Source organism: Dysgonomonas mossii DSM 22836 (assembly GCF_000213575.1).
In the GTDB taxonomy this organism is placed as follows: domain Bacteria; phylum Bacteroidota; class Bacteroidia; order Bacteroidales; family Dysgonomonadaceae; genus Dysgonomonas; species Dysgonomonas mossii.
Genome location: NZ_GL892007.1, coordinates 40,110 through 59,649, shown reverse-complemented (window position 1 = coordinate 59,649; position 19,540 = coordinate 40,110). Strand labels below are relative to the sequence as shown.

The 19,540-nt window shown below is 36.2% G+C and carries 21 protein-coding genes; 4 read left to right on the top strand and 17 right to left on the bottom strand.

Going from position 1 to position 19,540, the window contains the following annotated elements:
- The first annotated feature begins 12 nt into the window (after positions 1-12).
- The 4 genes from nadA (at position 13) to HMPREF9456_RS10375 (ending at position 4,605) form a co-directional block, all read left to right on the top strand.
- A complete protein-coding gene (gene nadA / locus HMPREF9456_RS10390; RefSeq protein ID WP_006843483.1) occupies positions 13-1,017 on the top strand; it encodes a quinolinate synthase NadA in 1,005 nt (334 codons plus the stop codon).
- A gap of 85 nt (positions 1,018-1,102) precedes the next feature.
- Complete coding sequence (gene nadB / locus HMPREF9456_RS10385; protein ID WP_006843482.1) at positions 1,103-2,686, top strand: L-aspartate oxidase; 1,584 nt, start codon at positions 1,103-1,105, stop codon at positions 2,684-2,686.
- A complete protein-coding gene (nadC, locus tag HMPREF9456_RS10380) occupies positions 2,679-3,539 on the top strand; it encodes a carboxylating nicotinate-nucleotide diphosphorylase (protein WP_006843481.1) in 861 nt (286 codons plus the stop codon). Before nadB ends, nadC begins: the two co-directional genes overlap by 8 nt.
- Positions 3,540-3,555: 16 nt before the next feature.
- The gene (locus tag HMPREF9456_RS10375) at positions 3,556-4,605 is read left to right on the top strand and encodes a winged helix DNA-binding domain-containing protein (RefSeq protein ID WP_006843480.1); all 1,050 of its coding nucleotides are present in this window, start codon (positions 3,556-3,558) and stop codon (positions 4,603-4,605) included.
- Here the strand turns inward: HMPREF9456_RS10375 and HMPREF9456_RS10370 are convergent.
- The 17 genes from HMPREF9456_RS10370 to HMPREF9456_RS10290 all read right to left on the bottom strand — a co-directional run bounded on the left by HMPREF9456_RS10370 (position 4,602) and on the right by HMPREF9456_RS10290 (position 19,346).
- Positions 4,602-5,579, bottom strand: coding sequence for a DUF3667 domain-containing protein (locus HMPREF9456_RS10370; protein WP_018074978.1), 978 nt, complete (start codon positions 5,577-5,579; stop codon positions 4,602-4,604). The genes HMPREF9456_RS10375 and HMPREF9456_RS10370 overlap by 4 nt on opposite strands.
- A gap of 22 nt (positions 5,580-5,601) precedes the next feature.
- Positions 5,602-6,366 (bottom strand): porin family protein, encoded by a 765-nt coding sequence (locus HMPREF9456_RS10365; protein WP_006843477.1) that lies wholly within the window; start codon positions 6,364-6,366, stop codon positions 5,602-5,604.
- Positions 6,367-6,377: 11 nt separating this feature from the next.
- Positions 6,378-7,484: a PCMD domain-containing protein gene (locus tag HMPREF9456_RS10360; RefSeq protein WP_006843476.1), complete on the bottom strand. Its 1,107-nt coding sequence runs from the start codon at positions 7,482-7,484 to the stop codon at positions 6,378-6,380.
- A gap of 158 nt (positions 7,485-7,642) precedes the next feature.
- A complete protein-coding gene (locus tag HMPREF9456_RS10355) occupies positions 7,643-7,867 on the bottom strand; it encodes a winged helix-turn-helix domain-containing protein (protein ID WP_006843475.1) in 225 nt (74 codons plus the stop codon).
- Positions 7,868-7,924: 57 nt separating this feature from the next.
- Positions 7,925-8,119 carry a hypothetical protein gene (locus tag HMPREF9456_RS10350; protein WP_006843474.1) on the bottom strand — a complete coding sequence of 65 codons (195 nt, stop codon included), beginning with the start codon at positions 8,117-8,119 and terminating at the stop codon, positions 7,925-7,927.
- A gap of 6 nt (positions 8,120-8,125) precedes the next feature.
- Entirely contained in the window at positions 8,126-9,103 is a 978-nt protein-coding gene (locus HMPREF9456_RS10345; protein WP_006843473.1) for a UDP-3-O-acyl-N-acetylglucosamine deacetylase, read from the bottom strand.
- Positions 9,104-9,127: 24 nt separating this feature from the next.
- Positions 9,128-10,075, bottom strand: a complete 948-nt coding sequence (locus HMPREF9456_RS10340) for a 3-oxoacyl-ACP synthase III family protein (RefSeq protein WP_006843472.1) — start codon at positions 10,073-10,075, stop codon at positions 9,128-9,130.
- Between the two features lie 29 nt (positions 10,076-10,104).
- On the bottom strand, positions 10,105-10,542 hold the full coding sequence (locus tag HMPREF9456_RS10335) for a thioredoxin family protein (protein ID WP_006843471.1): 438 nt from the start codon (positions 10,540-10,542) through the stop codon (positions 10,105-10,107).
- 2 nt (positions 10,543-10,544) lie between these two features.
- Complete coding sequence (locus tag HMPREF9456_RS10330) at positions 10,545-11,450, bottom strand: phospholipase A (protein ID WP_006843470.1); 906 nt, start codon at positions 11,448-11,450, stop codon at positions 10,545-10,547.
- Positions 11,451-11,587: 137 nt separating this feature from the next.
- A complete protein-coding gene (locus tag HMPREF9456_RS10325) occupies positions 11,588-12,205 on the bottom strand; it encodes a TetR/AcrR family transcriptional regulator (protein WP_006843469.1) in 618 nt (205 codons plus the stop codon).
- A 215-nt stretch (positions 12,206-12,420) separates the two neighbouring features.
- Positions 12,421-13,122: a LytR/AlgR family response regulator transcription factor gene (locus HMPREF9456_RS10320; RefSeq protein WP_006843468.1), complete on the bottom strand. Its 702-nt coding sequence runs from the start codon at positions 13,120-13,122 to the stop codon at positions 12,421-12,423.
- On the bottom strand, positions 13,119-14,207 hold the full coding sequence (locus tag HMPREF9456_RS10315) for a sensor histidine kinase (RefSeq protein WP_006843467.1): 1,089 nt from the start codon (positions 14,205-14,207) through the stop codon (positions 13,119-13,121). The genes HMPREF9456_RS10320 and HMPREF9456_RS10315 overlap by 4 nt, the downstream gene beginning before the upstream one ends.
- A gap of 2 nt (positions 14,208-14,209) precedes the next feature.
- On the bottom strand, positions 14,210-15,430 hold the full coding sequence (locus HMPREF9456_RS10310; protein ID WP_006843466.1) for an ABC transporter permease: 1,221 nt from the start codon (positions 15,428-15,430) through the stop codon (positions 14,210-14,212).
- Positions 15,431-15,439: 9 nt separating this feature from the next.
- On the bottom strand, positions 15,440-16,180 hold the full coding sequence (locus HMPREF9456_RS10305) for an ABC transporter ATP-binding protein (protein ID WP_006843465.1): 741 nt from the start codon (positions 16,178-16,180) through the stop codon (positions 15,440-15,442).
- Between the two features lie 4 nt (positions 16,181-16,184).
- Entirely contained in the window at positions 16,185-17,411 is a 1,227-nt protein-coding gene (locus tag HMPREF9456_RS10300) for an efflux RND transporter periplasmic adaptor subunit (protein WP_006843464.1), read from the bottom strand.
- A 7-nt stretch (positions 17,412-17,418) separates the two neighbouring features.
- Positions 17,419-18,753 carry a TolC family protein gene (locus HMPREF9456_RS10295; RefSeq protein ID WP_006843463.1) on the bottom strand — a complete coding sequence of 445 codons (1,335 nt, stop codon included), beginning with the start codon at positions 18,751-18,753 and terminating at the stop codon, positions 17,419-17,421.
- A gap of 23 nt (positions 18,754-18,776) precedes the next feature.
- Positions 18,777-19,346: a hypothetical protein gene (locus HMPREF9456_RS10290; protein WP_006843462.1), complete on the bottom strand. Its 570-nt coding sequence runs from the start codon at positions 19,344-19,346 to the stop codon at positions 18,777-18,779.
- Between the last annotated feature and the right edge of the window lie 194 nt (positions 19,347-19,540).

The window sequence follows — 19,540 nt, the reverse complement described above, 5'->3', positions numbered from 1 at the left end:
CTGGACTATTATATGACTATGTTAGAAAAAGCAGTTGCCGCACTCCCTATAAAAGGATATCTGAATATGGAAATTCCGAAAGGTATCAATCTGGTAGAAGAGATTAATAAAATGCGAAAAGAAAAGAATGCTATCATTCTTGCGCATTATTATCAGACAGGTGATATTCAGGATATAGCCGATTTTTTGGGTGACAGTTTGCAACTGGCACGTGCCGCCGAAAAAACGAATGCAGACCTGATCGTATTCTGCGGAGTGCACTTTATGGCCGAAACGGCTAAAATTTTGAATCCGACCAAAAAGGTAGTTCTCCCTGATTTATTAGCCGGTTGTTCTTTGGCAGACTCGGCATCAGGAGAGGGGATTCGTGAAATGAAGAAGAAATATCCGAATGCCATCGTTGTTAGTTATATTAATTGTGACTCTACAGTTAAAGCTGAGAGTGATATAATTGTTACATCATCCAATGCCGAGCACATCATAAACTCTTTGCCGGAAAATCAAGAAATTATATTTGCCCCTGATAAAAATCTGGGTAGATATATAAATCAAGTGACGGGGAGAAATATGATACTTTGGGATGGAGCTTGTATTGTGCATGAAGCATTCTCTCTGGAACGGATTGCACAGCAGATGTTGGAACATCCGAAGGCTAAACTTATAGCTCACCCTGAAGCTCAAAAGCCTGTTTTACAGGTAGCTCATTATATTGGCTCTACAGCCAACCTTCTCAACTATGTGGTGAATGATAGCAGTCAGGAATTTATTGTGGCTACAGAGGAAGGTATATTGCATGAAATGAGAAAACGTGCACCGCACAAAACACTAATTCCTGCTCTGACGATTGATGATAAATGCAATTGTAGCGAGTGTCATTTTATGAAATTAAATACAATGGAGAAATTGTATTTGTGTATGAAGTATGAGCAGCCGGAGATATTAATGGAAGAAGAAATCCGACTAAAGGCTTTGAAGCCTATAAATAGAATGTTGGAGATGTCTAAGGCTATTAAATAAAAAATAACAAAAAGTGATGATTTATGAATTGTGAGCACGTAATGTTGTGTGTTTGTAATCCGTAATTTATAATTCATAACAAAGAATGATATATACTGATGTTTTGGTGATAGGTTCAGGAATATCCGGCCTGTCGTATGCTTTAAAAATAGCGCAACAAAGGCCCGATACTAGGATAACAATTATCACAAAATCAGACGATGAAGAATCGAGTACCAAGTATGCCCAAGGTGGGGTTGCTGTTGTAACCAATTTCGAAAAAGATAGCTTTGATAAGCATATTGAGGATACATTACGAGCGGGAGACGGCTTATGTAAACGTGAAGTGGTAGAGATCGTGGTGAAAGAAGGCCCGGAGCGTATCCGCGAAATGGTGGAGTGGGGTGCTAATTTTGATAAAGACGAGTTTCAAAGTTATGATCTGGGGCGTGAAGGAGGACATACCGAAAATAGGGTAGTGCATCATAAGGATATAACCGGAGCAGAAATAGAAAGAGCTTTGTTGCAAGCTGTAGAGCGACTCGAGAATGTTACTTTGCTCAACCATCACTATGTTATCGATTTGCTTACCGAGCATCAAGTACCTCGATCTGAATTTGATAAATATAATCTCCATTGTTATGGAGCATACGTGTTGGATATGAAAGCCAGCCGGATTATTAAGATGACGGCAAAAATTACACTAATGGCTACCGGAGGATGTGGTCATGTCTACAAAAATACGACAAACCCGACTATAGCTACAGGTGACGGTATTGGCTTGGCTCATCGTGCAAAAGCCAGAATCAGCAATATGCAATTTATTCAGTTTCACCCGACTGCATTCTATAGTAATACGACAGGTCAACTTCCTTTAATATCGGAGGCTGTAAGAGGCTTTGGTGCTAAATTGCGCACTGCATCAGGAGAGCCATTTATGCATAAATACGATGATAGGGAAGAGCTGGCATCACGGGATATTGTAGCACGAGCCATTGATAATGAAATGAAGCTGCGTGGAGACGATTATGTTTGTTTGGATTGCCGACACTTAGATCAACGAAAGTTTCTCGAACATTTTCCCAATATCTATAAGCAATCTAAGGATGAAGGGCTGGATATGTTCATGGATTTGATTCCTGTGGTACCGGCAAGCCATTATCTATGTGGAGGAATCGATGTAGATTCATTTGGGCAAAGTACAATAAAGAATATGTTTGCTGTGGGCGAATGTTCGAATACAGGACTTCACGGCGCAAATCGTTTGGCATCCAATTCTTTGCTTGAGGCTCTCGTTTTTGCACATCGTGCAGCAATGAAAACGATAGAACGGCTGCATGAAGATAATTTTAATTACGATCATCTTCTAAAAATTCCCGAATGGAATCAGGAAGGAATGAGAGTGAATGAAGAAATGGTTTTACTAAATTATCTTCGAAAAGAATTGCAGACTTTGATGAGCGATCTTGTCGGTATTGTGCGTAGCAATGCCCGTCTGAAAATGGCAAAGCAAAAAGAAGAAGAAATATACAAGTCTGTAAAAGAAATATATAAATTTTCGATACTATCGCCGCAACTCTCAGAATTAAGAAATCTGGCTAGTGTGGCTTATCTGATTATAACTCAAAGTATAGAACAAACAGAAAATAGAGGTACATTTTATAATAAAGATTTAGATATCCATGAATAGACCTTCATACGTAACTGATAGTAGATTATATCATTTTATTGATGAGGCCATTAAAGAAGATATTGGCGACGGAGATCACTCTACATTGGCCAGCGTGCCTGCTGATCTGCAACAAAGAGCACATTTGATCATAAAACATGATTGCATCTTGGCTGGAATTGATCTGGCACGAGAGATATTTCATTATTATGATAAAAATCTGAAAATAGAAATCCTCAAAAATGATGGGGATCAAGTAAAAGAGGGCGAGATCGCATTTATAGTATCAGGTGCGGCTCGGTCGATTCTCACAATGGAACGCCTAGTACTAAATTGTATGCAGCGCATGAGTGGAATAGCTACATATACGCATCGGATGGTAGAGCTGCTGGCAGATACAAATACTCGCATTCTGGATACCCGAAAAACGGCACCAATGTTTCGTATGTGTGAGAAATGGGCTGTTTATATAGGTGGAGGTCAAAATCATCGCTTTGGACTTTTTGATATGATCATGCTCAAAGATAATCATAATGATTATGCCGGAGGAATAACCAAAGCTGTAGAGGCCACAGTAAAATATCTGAAAGAGAATAATAAAAATCTACGAATAGAGGTGGAAACACGCAACCTGAAAGAAGTAGAAGAAGCCTTGGCTACAGGTGCTGTGGATGTTATTATGCTCGATAATATGTCTTTATCTGAAATGAGTGCTGCTGTAAAGCTAATAAATGGTAGAGTAAAAGTTGAAGCTTCGGGCGGTATTACAGAAGATATGGTGCATGATATAGCTAAGACGGGAGTCGATTATATTTCTTCGGGAGCAATTATATACTCTGCCCCAAATATTGATTTAAGCCTTAAAGCCTTTTAATTTTATCTGAATTACCATGAAAGCAGAAGAAATTCTATCCTTACGCTTATCTAATCATCAGTTGGATGGTACATTCGTGGGCGAAGCATACGAGTTGGTTTCGTGGATGGGAGCTATTCAGGCACAAGACTACAATATGGCGAAATGGGGCATCGGTATACGTATTCCCGAGATTCCCGATCAGAAGATTGAAGAGGCTTTGAACAAGGGTGATATTTTGCGTCTTCATATCTTACGTCCTACATGGCATTTTGTATCTAAGGACGATATATACTGGATGCTTTATTTGAGTCTTCCGAGAGTGAAAACTGCAATGCGATCTTATGATAAGGATCTGGGACTTACCGAATCATTAATAGCCCGTACAAATTCAATTATAGAAAAGGCACTTCAGGGAAATTCATTAACACGTCAAGAGCTGAAAGATGTAATAAATAGGGCAGGTATAGATGCTGACAATAGAACCGTTAATCATATAATGATGCATGCCGAGTTGGATGGCGTTGTATGCAATGGAGAGACGAAAGGCAAAAAACAGACGTATGCTTTGTTGCAAGAAAAAGTTGAAAAAACGACAGATCATTTCGATAAAGATGAATGCCTGTATAAATTAGCATTCAAATATTTTAGGAGTCATGGCCCTGCTACTTTACAGGATTTTGTTTGGTGGTCGGGATTGACTACAGCAGAAGCCAGACAAGGAATAGCTCTGATAGGGGACGATTTTATTCATGAAACAATAAATGATCAAACATATATTTTTCATAGAGACTCTAAACTAGTCAGCAGTAATAATTTGATCAATCTTTTACCTGCTTTTGATGAATTTACAGTTAGCTATAAGGATAGAAAAGAAAGTCTGCATATAGACCATCACCATAAAATAATAACAAGTCCGGGAATATTCAGACCTGCTATCAGCCTTGATGGCAAAGTTATTGGTACTTGGAAAAAGTCATCAAAAAAGAATGAAATTCTTGATACCGAGTTCTTTTGCACATCAAATAAGAAAACGCAGAATTTGGTTACTAAAGCTATCGAAGGATATAAAAAATACCTACTTTAAGTATATATCATATACACTACAAATACAACATACAATGTAAAAGTAAGGAAGATAAAAAAGCTATTTATACTTATCAGAACAAAAGATTTCAAATTGGATATCAATCTGTTCTCTTCAAAGAATACTCTATTTCCTCTGAAAAAATAGAATGTTACATATAGAGTAGCAAAAGAATATAAAAGAAAATAGAATGTTGTATTTAAGTTTAACCAATCGAACAGACAGCTTAGAATTGTTGCTATCGTTATCGTTAGCAAGGTCGTAGAAAAGAAATGCAATGTAAAAACTGCGCTGTCGAAATAATACTTTTTCTTTTTATTATGAAACAACCATAACCAAAAGGCAAAGAGAGGCATATATATAAAGAGAACTTTGGGGATATTGTGAATGAAGAACTCGATGGCTTTTTCTCCTTTTTGTTTATCTTTTACATTCTCTAATATACCTGCTATAAATTGTTTTGTCTTATTCCCCGTCTTTTCATCTACTCCCGCATTATTAATTTTATCTTCTATCTTATTAATCTTTTCAGGTATTTTAGCCTCATTAATGAGTTTCTTATTATTTACATCCAGCTTTGTGATAATCGTATCTAAAGAGTCACTATTTACATTCTCGCTGATCTCTTGTTCTATTTTTTCTTTGTCTGGTGTTGATACTTCGGGAAGGAGAGGGGGGATAAAAAAGGCAATGAAACTGATGAATATATAAAGAGTAAAAGGATTTACGTACGATTTCCGTTTTCCATTCATATACTCCAATGAGAGTTTACCGGGAGAAAGAAAAAGATATTTTGCTGTTCTCCAAAATGAGCTGTCGTAATGCAAAAAATCGAATACAAAATGAGTAAATACATGATGGAAAGATTGCCTGCTTTCACTGTTTTCTTGTCCACATTTAGGACAGTAGTGCTGCTCAACAAAAGCCCCGCAATTTTGGCAAGTCTTGTTGATCCTGATCTTATGTTTACTCATAGTTCAAAAAAAGCTATTATAGTTATTTGCTTAATCGATAGGTGATACCTAGTGTACCGTATATATTGTAGAACGTGAATTTAATAGGGTTTGATCCCGAATAAAAATAAGGAAGAAGCCCCCATGTGAAACTGCCATAAAACCCGATACGATTATTTAAGCGATATTCACCTCCTGCTAATAGTCCAAAATCATAGTCACGGGAGTCGTCACCAAAGTCGAATGTTGCACCGTCCCCGCTTATCTCTTGTTTTTGACCTACCGGAGAATCGATTCTGATGTAACCATCATTTACATATCCGTCAAACTTGGATGAGAGAGTTCTTGCTGCATATATACCCAGTTTAACTTGCCATTTGTTATTGAATCGGTATGTACCATATATAGGTACGGTAAGATAAGTCATATTTACATTCGTTACATTTTTTCCTACAAAGTAACCTGTCAACTTTTCGCTCCCTTCGCTCAGAGTAACACTTGTATACATGTATTTCACATGATCGGAAACCCGCATGCCTTTCCAATCAAGAGTTAACCCTGTACCTACACTCCATCGTTCGTTGAGGTTGTAGACCAGATTGAATCCTAATTGAGGGTTGAATTTTGGGTTGTAACTATTAATCTCTCTTACTTCAGCCGGAATAGGTACAGGTGCAGTTGCTCCCATATTAAAGCCTAGTATAAAGCTCAGATCGAATGTTCTGTTATCAGAATTCTGCGCTGAAATATTATTACTTATCATTAATACTGTTGCAAATATTAAGATGATGTTATATTTTAATCTCATCGTATATATTCTTATTTTATAGGATCACATACTAGTTCAAGATCATCAGCAATAAGAGTGCTGCCTACAGCTCCCTGATATTCGTTTCCATCTTTGCTTGAAGCCAATACGATGGTAAGGCGATAATCATTTTTCGTAAAATCGAGTTCTTCTTTATACCTGAATGGAATAGAAAATTGTATAAATCCATTGCTTGCAGGTGTTTCCACTATACTCTTGTCTGTATGAGACCATTTGGCTGTTCCTACAACTCTAGGAGACGTAAGAATTGATTCCCCATCAAGAAACTCTTCGTTTGCAGGAGCTCCTTTACTCACTTTAAATATCGTAGCATACATCGACAGCGAATCTGTTTTGTTTGCTATAACCTTTCCGTCTTTACCTGTAAAAATATCGCCCGGGGTATATTTGTAGTAGCCGTTGAACATGATCGGTTTACCACTTTCTTTCAGATGAGCTTGTCCTAATATTAGTGACTTTAAAGGGTTAGACATATTCGCGGAGAAAGCACCTCTAAAAAGTGATCCGGAAAAAATAGGGTAGTCTGTTCCAAAAACTTTTGTCCCTTTTATCGTGCGTAGTATTGCCGCATATTTTCCATTAACGCAGTCGGTCGTTTTATCAGTAGGATAATGATCCAAAGTTAATGATCCGGTGCCTACCAAAATGGATAGTCCCGAATTTGCATTACTCCATAAGAGATCACTTAAAATCGGATATGGAGCTTTTTCAGTACCCGCTGTTGTCCATTCTTCGAACGTATTTTTAAGACTAATCTTGGAGGTTACTGTTACAGTATATGTTTTGGTATATTTACCATCTTCGGAAGTTACTGTATAGATAACATTTTTTCCATTTGAGAAATCTTGAGAAGTTCCCGATTTGGGTTCGATCGTAGCTCCGGCAGTAACTTCAATTATTGGTGTAAGGTGTGAGTAATCAGCATTATCAGAGACGAAAAGCTGAACAGTATGCTCTGTTATAGCCCGAGTTATAAATGCTTCATCTTCAACTTTCATATCTATAATGTCCGCCTCCATATTGAGCGGCTCATCTTTAATGCATGAAGTAATACTCAGCATAGACAAGATAAATAGTAAGAGATTCTTAATATTCATAAATTATTCTAAAAGAAATGCTGATAAAGTTACACAATGATTTTGTGGCAGAAGTTTTTAGTTTTGTAAATTAATGCTTTTTAACGCTAAAATCTTCTGGGATAATTTATCATATTTCCTTCTGAGAATATGATATAGTTCCCGAATTTAGTCACTTCCTAGTAATATATTTCAGTAGGAGTACTACTTAGTTCAACATATAGGTTGTCATTTTTGACTGAAAAACGTACTTTGTTTTCCTTCGAGAGCCAACCTAACGCAAGAAGTATCAACGAATTTTTGTAATGTGTTAATTCTTCGATTTCCTGAACCGACATCTTGCCTTTCTCTGACAGATACTGCCAAATAGCTGTGGCGTTTATACGAATATCTTTTCTTAGCATGGCGAATAGTTTTAGTTTGGTTAAATAAAGCTTACCTTATATGTAAATATACTAATTTTAATTGATTAACGTAACAAATAAGCCGCCTAATATTGTTCCAAAACCACAATTTACCCAAGATTCAGACGAAAGGGGATATGTTCCCCAGTAACATGCAAAATAGTACCAATAGATATATGCGGCAATGAAACCGATGAACATACCTATCAGTACAATTTTATTGTGTAATATGAATTGTAATATATCTTTCATTATTGATTAAGCTAAAGAATATAGACCTGCATGACTATTTTCTGTTAGTATAATCGATTCTTCTTGTACACTAGGGAATACGGCTTCTCTAATGGCTCTGGCAAACATATTGTTTATTTTATGTCCCGGACAATTAGCTATAACTTTTCCCTTTATGAAACGACCTACTAAAGCCAAATCACCTACGATGTCTAACAATTTATGCCTGGCCGGTTCGTTTGGATAAAGCAAAGGTTTGTTCATAATGTATCCTAACTTTGTAGAATCTTTTCTCTTTGCACCCAACATGTCTGCTAATAGATCAAACTTTTCTTGCTCTATTGGCTTATCATATATAACAATGGCGTTATCTAAATCTCCACCTTTCACTAAGTCATTATTGAGTAGAGATTCGATTTCTTTTACAAACACAAATGTTCTTGCAGAAGCAAAGTCTTTTGGAAATTCAGACAGATCATGCATTGTTGCATCTTGCCTTTTTAGGAATGTAGAGTTGAATGATATGTGTGATTCTATACTAAAAGAGTCATCAGGGATCAATATCATTGACGATCCGGTGGCTTTATCTACAACCTTAATTTTTTTGCGTTTTATCGAAATATATTCTCTTGCTGTATTCTGTATTTCTGTGCCGACTTCTTTTATTTTACTTACATACAAAATAGAACTTCCATCTAATATAGGGAATTCGGGTCCATCTACATCTATCAGGCAATTGTCTATTTCACATGCATATAATGCAGCCATAGCATGCTCTACCGTGCTTACATTAACATTATTGGCTGATACTACAGTTCCTCTTTGGGTCGCCGTAACGTTTTCTGCCAAAGCATTTATTATCGGTTTTCCCGGCATATCTACACGTCTGATCTTATATCCAAAATTTTCAGGTGCCGGGTTGAATGTGATATGTATATTTAGTCCTGTATGCAATCCTTTCCCTTGTAGGGAAAAACTATTTTTTAAAGTACGTTGATAAACCATAATAATAATTCTTTAATTTTATATTTAGGGAATCTTGATCAGGCATGAGCCTGTAGAATACCCCCCACCGAAGACCGATATACATATTAGGTCTCCTCGTGCTATTTTTTTTATGTTTTGTGCCAATACCAACAAGGCACTTGTTGAGCCGGTGTTGCCTAACTCTTCAATATTAGATAATACCTTTTCTTCGGGTATAGCGAGTTGTTTCGCGACATTCTTTAATATTCTCATATTAGCCTGATGCCCTATAAAAAAGGTTAAATCATCTAACGAATATCCGTTCATTTCGACTATATCCTTCGTGTTTTGCGCCATATATGTGCAAGCCTGTATAAATACATCTTTGCCATGAGGCATTTTCAAACCATCTTCTTTCGGATTAAGATAAACCGCTCTCGAAGCTAACCCTATATGTCCTAATCCTTGTGTTGTGATATCTATAATCTGAGGATCTTTTTCTGAATAGGATTCGGTTGAAAAAAAGTAAGCAGTAGCTCCATCTCCCCACAAATGCCCTGATATGCAATCTGTATCATCTGAATATGTAGAGTTGCGATCGGCGCAGATAAGTAATGCTTTTTCTGCTATCTGCGATGTAAAGAAAGAATATATAATTTCTATAGCATTCAGCCCTGACGAACATGCCGATGATACAAAAAATACTTTTGCATTTGATATATTGTATTTGCGCTGTACATAATGCCCTGTTGTAACAATTGTATCACTAGGCGTATATGATGCAAAAATTATCAGATCTATATCTTCTATATTGTAGGGAAGATCCGGTAATGCCGACTCTATGGCTTTGCTAGACATATAGTCTATCGTTTCTTCCTGCGAAGCTCTTGAACGAGTTAAGATTCCTGTACGTTGATTTATCCAATCACTTGTTAATCCGTTTATTTCGGTGAAGTAATCGTTTGGAATCCTTGTTTTCGGGACGTAACATCCAATTGAGTTAATAAACATATTAGTGTGTTGTTTTATATTATCTACAACTATTTTGCAATCCTACTATAGATAATTTCCATATTAGAGGTTGGAACTAAACCCATAATACGACTTATTTCTTCTCCATTTTTAAGTATCAAAGTACAAGGAACTCCGGATATATTATGCTTTTTATATAATTCGGAGTTCTTATTTACTTCCGATCTGTAAAACTTACTATTCTTGTTTGTTAGCTGATTTATATTGTGCATCATTTTTCCACAAATGTTCGAGTCTTCTTTGTAAAAAATAATAGACACAATCTCAGCAGAATTCTCTATTTCCGACAAATCATATATTTCTTCTATTTGTGCAATTTCATTTTCAATAGAGTATGAGTTCCCGCTTATAGATATTAGTCCTATAATGTTTACCAGAATAAAAAAAAGGACAAATAGTACAACGAAATGCCATGTTTTGAAACGAATTTTTTTTAAATCAAACATTTTTAAAAGAAATTATAGAAATTAGGTTTTATACAAATACCTACTCTTATATTCATTGTATATTGATTGTAGCCGAGCAGACTTTCTCCGTACCCTTGGTAGAAACGAGCAAATAGATACTGGTTCGATCTGTCTGACATTTTAAATGCAGCGGTGAGAGTCGTATTCACATTACCCCATCCTTTTCGCGGATTGATATCTGCTGAAAGCCACCATCGATGTTTATCACTTGTGTAGTTGAACGAAACAAAGCCAAGCCCTCTATAATCTAGCAGATCTTTATTGTTTCCCCCATCCACATATGGAATCCAAACTTCTCCAGAGATATTGAATCGGGCGTTGAAATAATATTTCATTGATAAACTTAAATAGTTCCAGCTTCTGGATTCTTCCTCATCTCGTCCGTTCGATTCATGTTTCAACTGTACAAAGGCGGCACCAACCACTCTGTCTTTATACAATATATACTTTCCAAGCCCTACACCCGGATTATAATTTGTATCTCTGAATGGGCTCGATTGAGCGTATATGTTCCAAAATGATTTTTGTGTATAAGTTAAATACAAGAATGATTTAAAAGGTAAGATACTTCTAGTCAGTCGTTGTCTTATACTCAGCTGGAAAGTTACATCAGCACTGTTTTCTGAAATCTTCTCATCCAGTGGTACCCCGGTAACAAAATAAGTGTCTCTATATACAGCGAATGCAGGCATACGGTCTGCCATTTTTATAGCATCCCTCTCTGATATTTCTAAATGCCTTGGGCGAAAAATATGAGGGTCTTTCATTGCACTGTCGTACTGCTGCCGTATGCTATCGTTACCTAGATACATTAAATCTGTATCATTTTGAGCTAGTAGTGTAACTGATGAAATAATAAGTATTATAAATATATAGCTTCTTAACATGAGGTGATTAGTATTATAAATTGTCTAATGATGAGTAAATAAATGAATTCTCATTTCTGAGCGGTTATCTTGTGATTTCGTTTTCTATGTTGCTGTTTTATAATGAACATTCATTCACATTTCATTGTTCATTAGAGCTATACTTTTATTAGGCTATATAAATAACGCATTACTTCCATCCTCCGATTCATATCCTGCATTACATTAATAGCGAATGAAGAATCGTCACAATCCCTGTCAGAGGTCTCTTTCACACTTGTATTATTAAACAAGATTGCTAAGATATCTATATCTATATCATCTTTAATCTCTCCCGCATTTATACTGTTCCGCATAGCATCTTTCCATGATTCTAAGGATCGATTATTTATTATTCTAAATCGTTCTAAAAATTCAGGATAATGCTTGCCGGCTTGTATTATAAGAGCTGTATAATTTAAGAAGATAGTATGGGTAACACCTGCTCTGGTAAAAGCATTGACAACTATTTTTTGTCGTCTATGCATTACCTCTATAAATTTCTCTAGAGAGTAGGTATGCTTATCCATATTGTGCTGCAGCTTATCGAATATTTTAAAGAAATATTCATCTATTACAGCGTTAAAAAGCTCTTCTTTATTTTTAAAATAGCGATACAAAGCACCCCTAGACATCTGTAATTCTTCTTGTAACACAGATATTGAAGCACTATCATAGCCTTTATTCATGAAAACATCAAAGGCTCTCCTTAATATATATTCTCTACTATATTTCATTATTTGAGTTAAAAATAAAAGGTGTGAACGATCGTTCACATTGCAAAGATCATGATAAAATTTAAAAATGCAATATCTTTTGTGTTAAAAAATATTTTACAAATGCTTAGGTTTGGATATTCAATCTATACGATTATCGCTAATCTTTTTAGTATATAGATTATAATGGAAGATGATTATTTGTCACGATGAAAAATCGTGAATTAAGAAGACATTTAAAAAAAATGTTTGTTAAGAAATTCCATGAATTTGCTTTTATATGATTCGGAGACAGGGATGTATTCTTTTCCGAAAACGATACAATTTCGTTCTATTGTTTTTATTTTGTTCAGATTGACAATAAAAGAACGATGCACTCTCATAAATAATTTACTTGGTAGTTTTTCTTCAAGTGATTGCATACTCATTAAAGAGCTAATTGGTTCTTTTTGACTTTCGAGATGGAATTTCACATAATCTTTCTGGTTCTCTATATACAAAATATTGTCAAAATCTATTTTTTCCATTCTATAACCCGATTTTATAAATATACTTGTTGTAGAATGAGATATATTTGCCATTTTGAACCACTCTAATGCTTTGTTTGTTGCCTGTAAGAAATCTGTGTAATTTATCGGCTTAAGAAGGTAGTCCAAAGCGTTTACGCGGAAGCCTTCAACTGCATATTGATCGTACGCCGTAGTGAAAATAATACGTGTAGATGCGTGTATTGTTTTTGAAAACTCAAGTCCATTAATTTGAGGCATGTTGATATCAAGAAATAGTAGATCTATCTGTCTCTCATTTATTGTACTGATAGCAGCTAGTGCACTATTAAATGTTCCAACTAGCTCCAGATAAGATGTCTTTAAGACGTATGATTTTAGTAAATCAATAGCCAAAGGTTCATCGTCTATTATTATACATTTGAGTGTCATGCTGTTATTTCTATTTTTTTGAAATCTATCTTCAATAATGTAAAGAAGCGATCAGGGCGTCTCTCTGCAATAAATTCATATCTGTCGGGATATAACAACTCCAACCTCTTCGTAAGATTTACAAGTCCTATTCCTGAATTATGAGTTTCCATATTTTCAGCTTTTTCAATCAAGCTATTTTCTACAGTGCATAAAACACCTTTTCCCGCATCAACCAAGATACTTATATTAATGAAGCTATTCTCTCCGTTATTTATTCCGTGTTTAAAAGCATTTTCAATAAGTGTAATAAACATCAGAGATGCAATCAGGTCTTTGCTCTCTGCACTATTTATTTCAACATTCAGCTTTACCATCGAACTAAGACGAAGTCTCATCAAATCTATGTAATTTTTTGTGAATTCCAGTTCTTTATCCAATGGAACAAATTTCTGATCATTGTCATACATAACATATCTCAACAAGTTGCTCAAGCGATGTATGGCATCCTGAGCTCCGTTTTGATCTATAGCAATGAGCGAGTATATGTTATTTAACGTGTTGAATAGAAAATGAGGATTTAGCTGACTTCTAAGATTTCGTAAATCCGCTTCTAATTGTACACTTTTTATTTTCTCGAAGGTTATAGAATCTTTATACCAACGAGCCGTCATTTTTATGGCAACGCTAAGACCAATCAGAAAGAAGATAGACATATAGTCTATAACAAATTTCATTAAAGGAGGTCCTCCGGGACCACCTCTTCGATGATCCTCCATTCGTGGAAAATCTTTTGGATGTTCCTGCATATTGACAGGTATGGAAAAGGCGAGTAGGTCTGATATTGTTGTTTGTAATGCCACAATAATAATGACAAGAACAATATTTATGCTTATATAGGTAATAATCTTACGGTTGAATAGAAACTTCTCTATTAAATATAAATAATTGAAGTAGAATAGTATAGCTAGTAGAGAAATACGTATGCAATAATTGTAAAAAGGTTTGCTATCAAATACCCCTTCTCTTGACATCAGATAGGTAGGAACAATTAAAACAATTGTCCAGATAAGTACATGTGGAAATATTTTTATAAAGTTTCTCATTTTTATTCGTATCTGAGTGCGTCTATAGGGTCGAGGGTTGATGCTTTTTTTGCCGGATACCACCCAAAAAATATTCCGGTAGCGGTACATACTATAAAAGACAAAGCTATAGTATAAACTTGAATATCTATAGGCCATGCTAAAATATTTTTCACAATATATGCACTGCCAATACCAATGATTACACCTATTACGCCTCCTGTAACGCTCAATAATATAGATTCTATAAGGAACTGCATCAATATATCAAATCCCTTGGCTCCGATAGACATTCGCAAGCCTATTTCCCTTGTGCGCTCTGTTACCGATACATACATGATATTCATTATGCCAATACCACCTACAAAGAGAGATATTCCGGCTATACATGCCAGCAAGATAGTCATCATGTCGGTTGTAGAGCTCATCATGGATATTAGTTCCTTTTGCGATCGTACATTGAAGTCGTCTTCCTGATTCCCTGTTATTTTATGTTGTTGTCGCATTATATTCTCTATACTCGAAATGGCTTGATCTGTAGCATCTTCGCTAACCGCCGAAACCGATATGGATTGTATATAAGTTATTGCCAATATACGCTTTTGTACAGTAGTGTAGGGTGATATTATCAGGTCATCCTGATCCATACCCATTGTATTATCCCCTTTTGATGTTAATACACCAATGACTTTGAATGGGATTTTATTGAAACGTATCGATTGCCCTACAGGGTCTTCACCATTGGTAAACAGGTTATCAACTACAGTTTGTCCGATCACGCACACTTTAGCAGATGTCTTCACGTCCGCATCTGTAAACATTTCACCTTGTGCTATTGTGTATTTGCGGATATCAAGAAAAGAAGGATTTACCCCATAAATAGATGTTGGGGCATTATTTGCTCCAAAAATTACTTGCCCCGAAGATTGAACCTCGGGCGATGCCGCAGAAATGAATTCCGCCTGATCTACTATTGCCTGATAATCTTCCAGCTTTAATGTTTGCATGCTGGATGCGCTTTGACGCACACCTCCAAATTGTCCGGTTCCGGGACGTATATTTATCATATTAGAGCCCATTGTAGAGATCTGATCCTGTATACTTTTTTTAGATCCTTGACCTATTGCAAGCATCGTGATAACGGCAGCTACACCGATAATTATACCAAGCATAGTAAGGAATCCCCTAAATTTGTTCCCGCTAAGGGCTCTTAATGCTATTTTAAAAAGATTGATGAAATTCATTTTAATATATCAGTTTTCTACCGGTAATTTAGCCAGAAATTCTTTTGCTGACTGAATATTTGTATTCCTTGTATCTTCCTTGATACGTCCGTCTCGTATAACAATATTGCGACTGCTAAATGCCGATATTTCGAGGTTGTGTGTAACAAATATAATAGTACGTCCTTGAGAGTGTAACCGCTGCATCAGTGATAATATTTCGAACGAAGTACGAGTGTCCAGATTTCCTGTTGCTTCGTCTGCTAATATGATTACAGGCTTGTTTACTAATGCCCTGGCAATGGCTACCCGTTGCATTTGCCCTCCCGACATTTGATTCGATTTATGATTCAGTCGGTCTCCCAATCCTACATCTTGCAAGGCCTTTATGGCTCTCTGATGGCGATCTTTTGCAGATATATCAGGATTGTACATCAATGGTAGTTCTACGTTTTCAACAGCGGTCGTTTTTGCCAGTAAATTGTAAGACTGAAATATAAATCCAATCTTACGATTGCGGAGAGTTGCCCTTTCATTTTTACCCATTTTGCGTACAGAAATCCCATCCAGATAATATTCACCATCCGAGGGGGTATCCAAACAGCCCAGTATATTCAATAATGTAGATTTACCCGACCCGCTTGTACCCATGATTGTAACAAATTCTCCTTCGGATATACTAAAGTCTATTCCTCTCAAAGCATGAACTATTTCATCTCCAACAATATAATTTCGCTTAAGGTTTTCAACTCTTATGATTTCTTTATTCATTACGTTATTTTTTCTTGTTGTCTTCGGGGCGTTTTGGCATAAAAGGGCTAGACTCTCCATTTCCATTTGCTTGTGCTTCAGGTTTATCGCCATTTGTCTTTTGTGCTATTCCGGTTACAATTTCTTTCCCTGCATGTAGTCCTTCTATTATAGCTGTATGTATGCCGTCGGTTTGGCCAATAACAATATGTTTAGGTAATAGCTTGTCTCCTTCCTTTACCCATACTATTTTTTGAGTCTTATTACTAGGATCAACATGATCTTTTTGTTCAGATACCTTTAGCCCTTCTATGTCTTTCATTACTTCGGGAACAGGGTTGAAACGTAAAGCTTTTGATGGAATCAATAGTAAATCCTTTTCTTCCATTGTATAAATGTTTACGTTTGCTGTCAGCCCTGGTTTTAATTTTAGATCAGGGTTGGGTGCATCTATTACAACTTGGTATGTAACTACGTTAGATGTAGTTGTTGCTTCCAGTCTTACCTGCACTACTTTTCCTTCAAATTCGTCTTCGGGAAAAGCATCCACAGTAAAAGATACTCGTTGTCCTTCTTTTACTCCACCTATATCGGCTTCATCTACATTGGCTATTACGCGCATCTTAGTGAGGTCGTTTGCGATGGTGAAAAGGGTTGGCGTACTGAAAGATGCAGCTACCGTTTGTCCTTGTTCTACAGCACGGGAAACAACTACTCCGTCTATTGTAGAAGTAATGGTTGCATATCCAAGATTGGTTTGAGCCTTTAATACGGCAGCTTTGGATGATGTTACAGCAAGTTGAGCCGTTTTGTATGTCGATTCGGCATTTTCCCAATCAACTTTGCTGATTGCTTGTTTTTCCCAAAGGCTTTTTTGCCTCTCATAATTTTTCTTTTGGAGATCCAGATCTACTAGTCTCGATTGAAGTGCTGCATTTGCATTTTCCAGTTCTGATGCGAGTAGGCGTTTATCCAATTCTGCAAGTACTTGTCCGGCCTTGACCTCCGAATTGTAATCCACATATATTTTAGATATTACACCAGAAACCTGTGTGCCTACTTCTACCAGGGTGATAGGTTCTATCGTTCCTGTCGCTGTGACGGCTATAGAAAGATTTCCTTTTTCTACCTTAGCTGTTATTAATGTAGTTATTGTCTTTTTCCCTTGTGGAAATATAAGAAAAGCTATACAACATAAAACGAGTAGTATAGCACCTATTATCAGATATTTTTTGGATTTTCTTTTCATCATTATCTCATTAAAGCGTTAATTCTTGTCCTTGATAGAAATTTAATAATTTCAAACTTAGTAATGCTGTATATTTGGCTTGTAGTAAAGACTGTAAAGCATTGGCATAATTATTTTTTTCGGTAGTGAGTTCTACAGTATTGCGTATTCCTAATGAATATTGCTCTAGTACAAGCTGATAACTCAATTCCGAAGATTTTACTTGATCCTTGGCAGCTCTATACTTGCTTTGCCCCGATACTGCATCCTGATATAAGGTTTCTATCGTCTTTAATAATGTTTTTTCTGTATCTATCAATTCTAGTTGAGCTGTCTGTATGTCGAGCTCAGCCTTTTTTACGTTTGACTTGTTTTGTTTATTATCGAAAATAGGCACACTAAGTGTAAGCCCTATAGACTGATTGAAATTTCGTCCTATTTGTGTAGCAAAAGAGGGGGAATTATTAAATATATTACCCGTACCTATACTTCCTGTAACAGAGATAGTAGGTAGATAGCCTGCCTTTGCAGATGATTTACTGAGATTAGCCAGCTGGATATTTAATTTACTATTTGCTACTTCGGGCATTATATTCAGAGATCTTCTGTAGACTTCATATTTCGAAGGAATAAATAATAGTATATCCTCGTCATTTATCTCTGGAAATACAATGTCTATATCTTCATCATAATCTAATTCGAGCAATTGCTTCAGTTGTAATTTGTAACTTTCGTAAGAGCTTTGTGCTTGTACCAGATTGTACTTATCGGAGCTATATTGAGCTTCCACTTGAGCATATTCACTGTGTGTAATACTTCCCGCATCAAGAAACTCTTTGCTCTGTTTCAATTGCTCTTCGTCCGACGCTACAATATTTTCATTATTTTTTATAGACTCTCTACTATATAAAATTTGTAAATAAGCCTGTGTAATAGCTATCTCTGTCTGATTCTGGATATTTTCCGTATTCAGGCTTTGAGCTTCTTTTTTTAGTTGAGCTTGTTTGATGTTATTTTTATTCTTTCCGCCATTGTATAATGTCCAGTTTGCATTTAATGTATATTGCCCATTGAACAATCCTTCATAATGATAATCTCCGGCACCATCCGGTGACTGAGAGTTTGTGTATCGCTGCGAAATACTTCCGCTTAAACTCGGAAACAATGCAGCCTTCGATTGCGAAATATCCACATTGTAACTTTCTGTAGTAATAATGGACTTCTTTACTTGAATATTTTCTTGTCTGGCATAGTCTATGCATTCTCTTAATGTCCATTTTTTTTGAGAGAAAGCAGCAACCGGAATGAAGAGTCCGGTTACTGCCATTACTAAACCTAACAAACTTTTAGTAAAATAAATGCTCATGTTTAAATTTTATCTTAATGTTTTCAAAACATTCCGTCTGGTGATTCTTCTGGAGCTGTACCTTCGTTAGGCATCCCTGAAGGGCGTTGATCCCGATTCTCATCGAGTCTCCTTCTGGGTGGTTCGCGGAACTCCACGCTTTGTTTCTTTTCAGCAAATATGTGGTATTGTTCGGCTGTAAGTATAGACTTGTACTTTTTGTCGTATTTCTCTTGTTTAGTCTTAATCTTCTCGTCTGTTTTACTTATTTTTTCTGTAAGTTTTAATCTTTCTTTATTCGCTATTCCGGGATTCTCTGATCTCATTTTTAGCTCTTGTTTCTCTTGCATCAATTTGAAGATATCCTTCCGTTCATCCGAAATCGTTTTACTCAATTTCTCTCGTTGTTCAAGGGTTAGGTTCGGAATATCAGGTATACCCATAATAAAAAAGCTCTCGTCTCGAGAATTACCTTGATGCATAGGGGCATGGCCTTCCCCTCGTCCTTTGCCTCCTCCGGGAGGTCTTCCTCCTCCCATACCACCCATAGAGCTTTGTGCAGCAAGACTACCACATACTATAGCAAGGGATGTTATCAGTAATATTTTCCTCATTTTGTTTCTCTTTTTTCTCAAAAGTATATCTGAGGATTTCGCTATACAATGGTAATCGATGAATAAGTCTGTTTTATCGACAAATAGATCATCTTTAGGTCTAATCTGTTGGCTAGTTTAGATATTGATGCATCGTAACTAAAATGAAACGTTTTCTTGAACTAAACTTATTGAGGGTGTAGTTCTCTTGTAAC

Coding starts and splice junctions, on each gene's coding strand:
- HMPREF9456_RS10375 (WP_006843480.1), top strand. CDS start 3,556: ATGAAAGCAGAAGAAATTCTATCCTTACGCTTATCTAATCATCAGTTG.
- HMPREF9456_RS10315 (WP_006843467.1), bottom strand. CDS start 14,207: ATGAGAAACTTTATAAAAATATTTCCACATGTACTTATCTGGACAATT.
- HMPREF9456_RS10370 (WP_018074978.1), bottom strand. CDS start 5,579: ATGAGTAAACATAAGATCAGGATCAACAAGACTTGCCAAAATTGCGGG.
- HMPREF9456_RS10310 (WP_006843466.1), bottom strand. CDS start 15,430: ATGAATTTCATCAATCTTTTTAAAATAGCATTAAGAGCCCTTAGCGGG.
- HMPREF9456_RS10295 (WP_006843463.1), bottom strand. CDS start 18,753: ATGAGCATTTATTTTACTAAAAGTTTGTTAGGTTTAGTAATGGCAGTA.
- nadC (WP_006843481.1), top strand. CDS start 2,679: ATGAATAGACCTTCATACGTAACTGATAGTAGATTATATCATTTTATT.
- HMPREF9456_RS10345 (WP_006843473.1), bottom strand. CDS start 9,103: ATGGTTTATCAACGTACTTTAAAAAATAGTTTTTCCCTACAAGGGAAA.
- HMPREF9456_RS10330 (WP_006843470.1), bottom strand. CDS start 11,450: ATGTTAAGAAGCTATATATTTATAATACTTATTATTTCATCAGTTACA.
- HMPREF9456_RS10340 (WP_006843472.1), bottom strand. CDS start 10,075: ATGTTTATTAACTCAATTGGATGTTACGTCCCGAAAACAAGGATTCCA.
- HMPREF9456_RS10325 (WP_006843469.1), bottom strand. CDS start 12,205: ATGAAATATAGTAGAGAATATATATTAAGGAGAGCCTTTGATGTTTTC.
- HMPREF9456_RS10300 (WP_006843464.1), bottom strand. CDS start 17,411: ATGATGAAAAGAAAATCCAAAAAATATCTGATAATAGGTGCTATACTA.
- HMPREF9456_RS10350 (WP_006843474.1), bottom strand. CDS start 8,119: ATGAAAGATATATTACAATTCATATTACACAATAAAATTGTACTGATA.
- nadA (WP_006843483.1), top strand. CDS start 13: ATGACTATGTTAGAAAAAGCAGTTGCCGCACTCCCTATAAAAGGATAT.
- HMPREF9456_RS10335 (WP_006843471.1), bottom strand. CDS start 10,542: ATGTTTGATTTAAAAAAAATTCGTTTCAAAACATGGCATTTCGTTGTA.
- nadB (WP_006843482.1), top strand. CDS start 1,103: ATGATATATACTGATGTTTTGGTGATAGGTTCAGGAATATCCGGCCTG.
- HMPREF9456_RS10305 (WP_006843465.1), bottom strand. CDS start 16,180: ATGAATAAAGAAATCATAAGAGTTGAAAACCTTAAGCGAAATTATATT.
- HMPREF9456_RS10290 (WP_006843462.1), bottom strand. CDS start 19,346: ATGAGGAAAATATTACTGATAACATCCCTTGCTATAGTATGTGGTAGT.
- HMPREF9456_RS10360 (WP_006843476.1), bottom strand. CDS start 7,484: ATGAATATTAAGAATCTCTTACTATTTATCTTGTCTATGCTGAGTATT.
- HMPREF9456_RS10320 (WP_006843468.1), bottom strand. CDS start 13,122: ATGACACTCAAATGTATAATAATAGACGATGAACCTTTGGCTATTGAT.
- HMPREF9456_RS10355 (WP_006843475.1), bottom strand. CDS start 7,867: ATGCTAAGAAAAGATATTCGTATAAACGCCACAGCTATTTGGCAGTAT.
- HMPREF9456_RS10365 (WP_006843477.1), bottom strand. CDS start 6,366: ATGAGATTAAAATATAACATCATCTTAATATTTGCAACAGTATTAATG.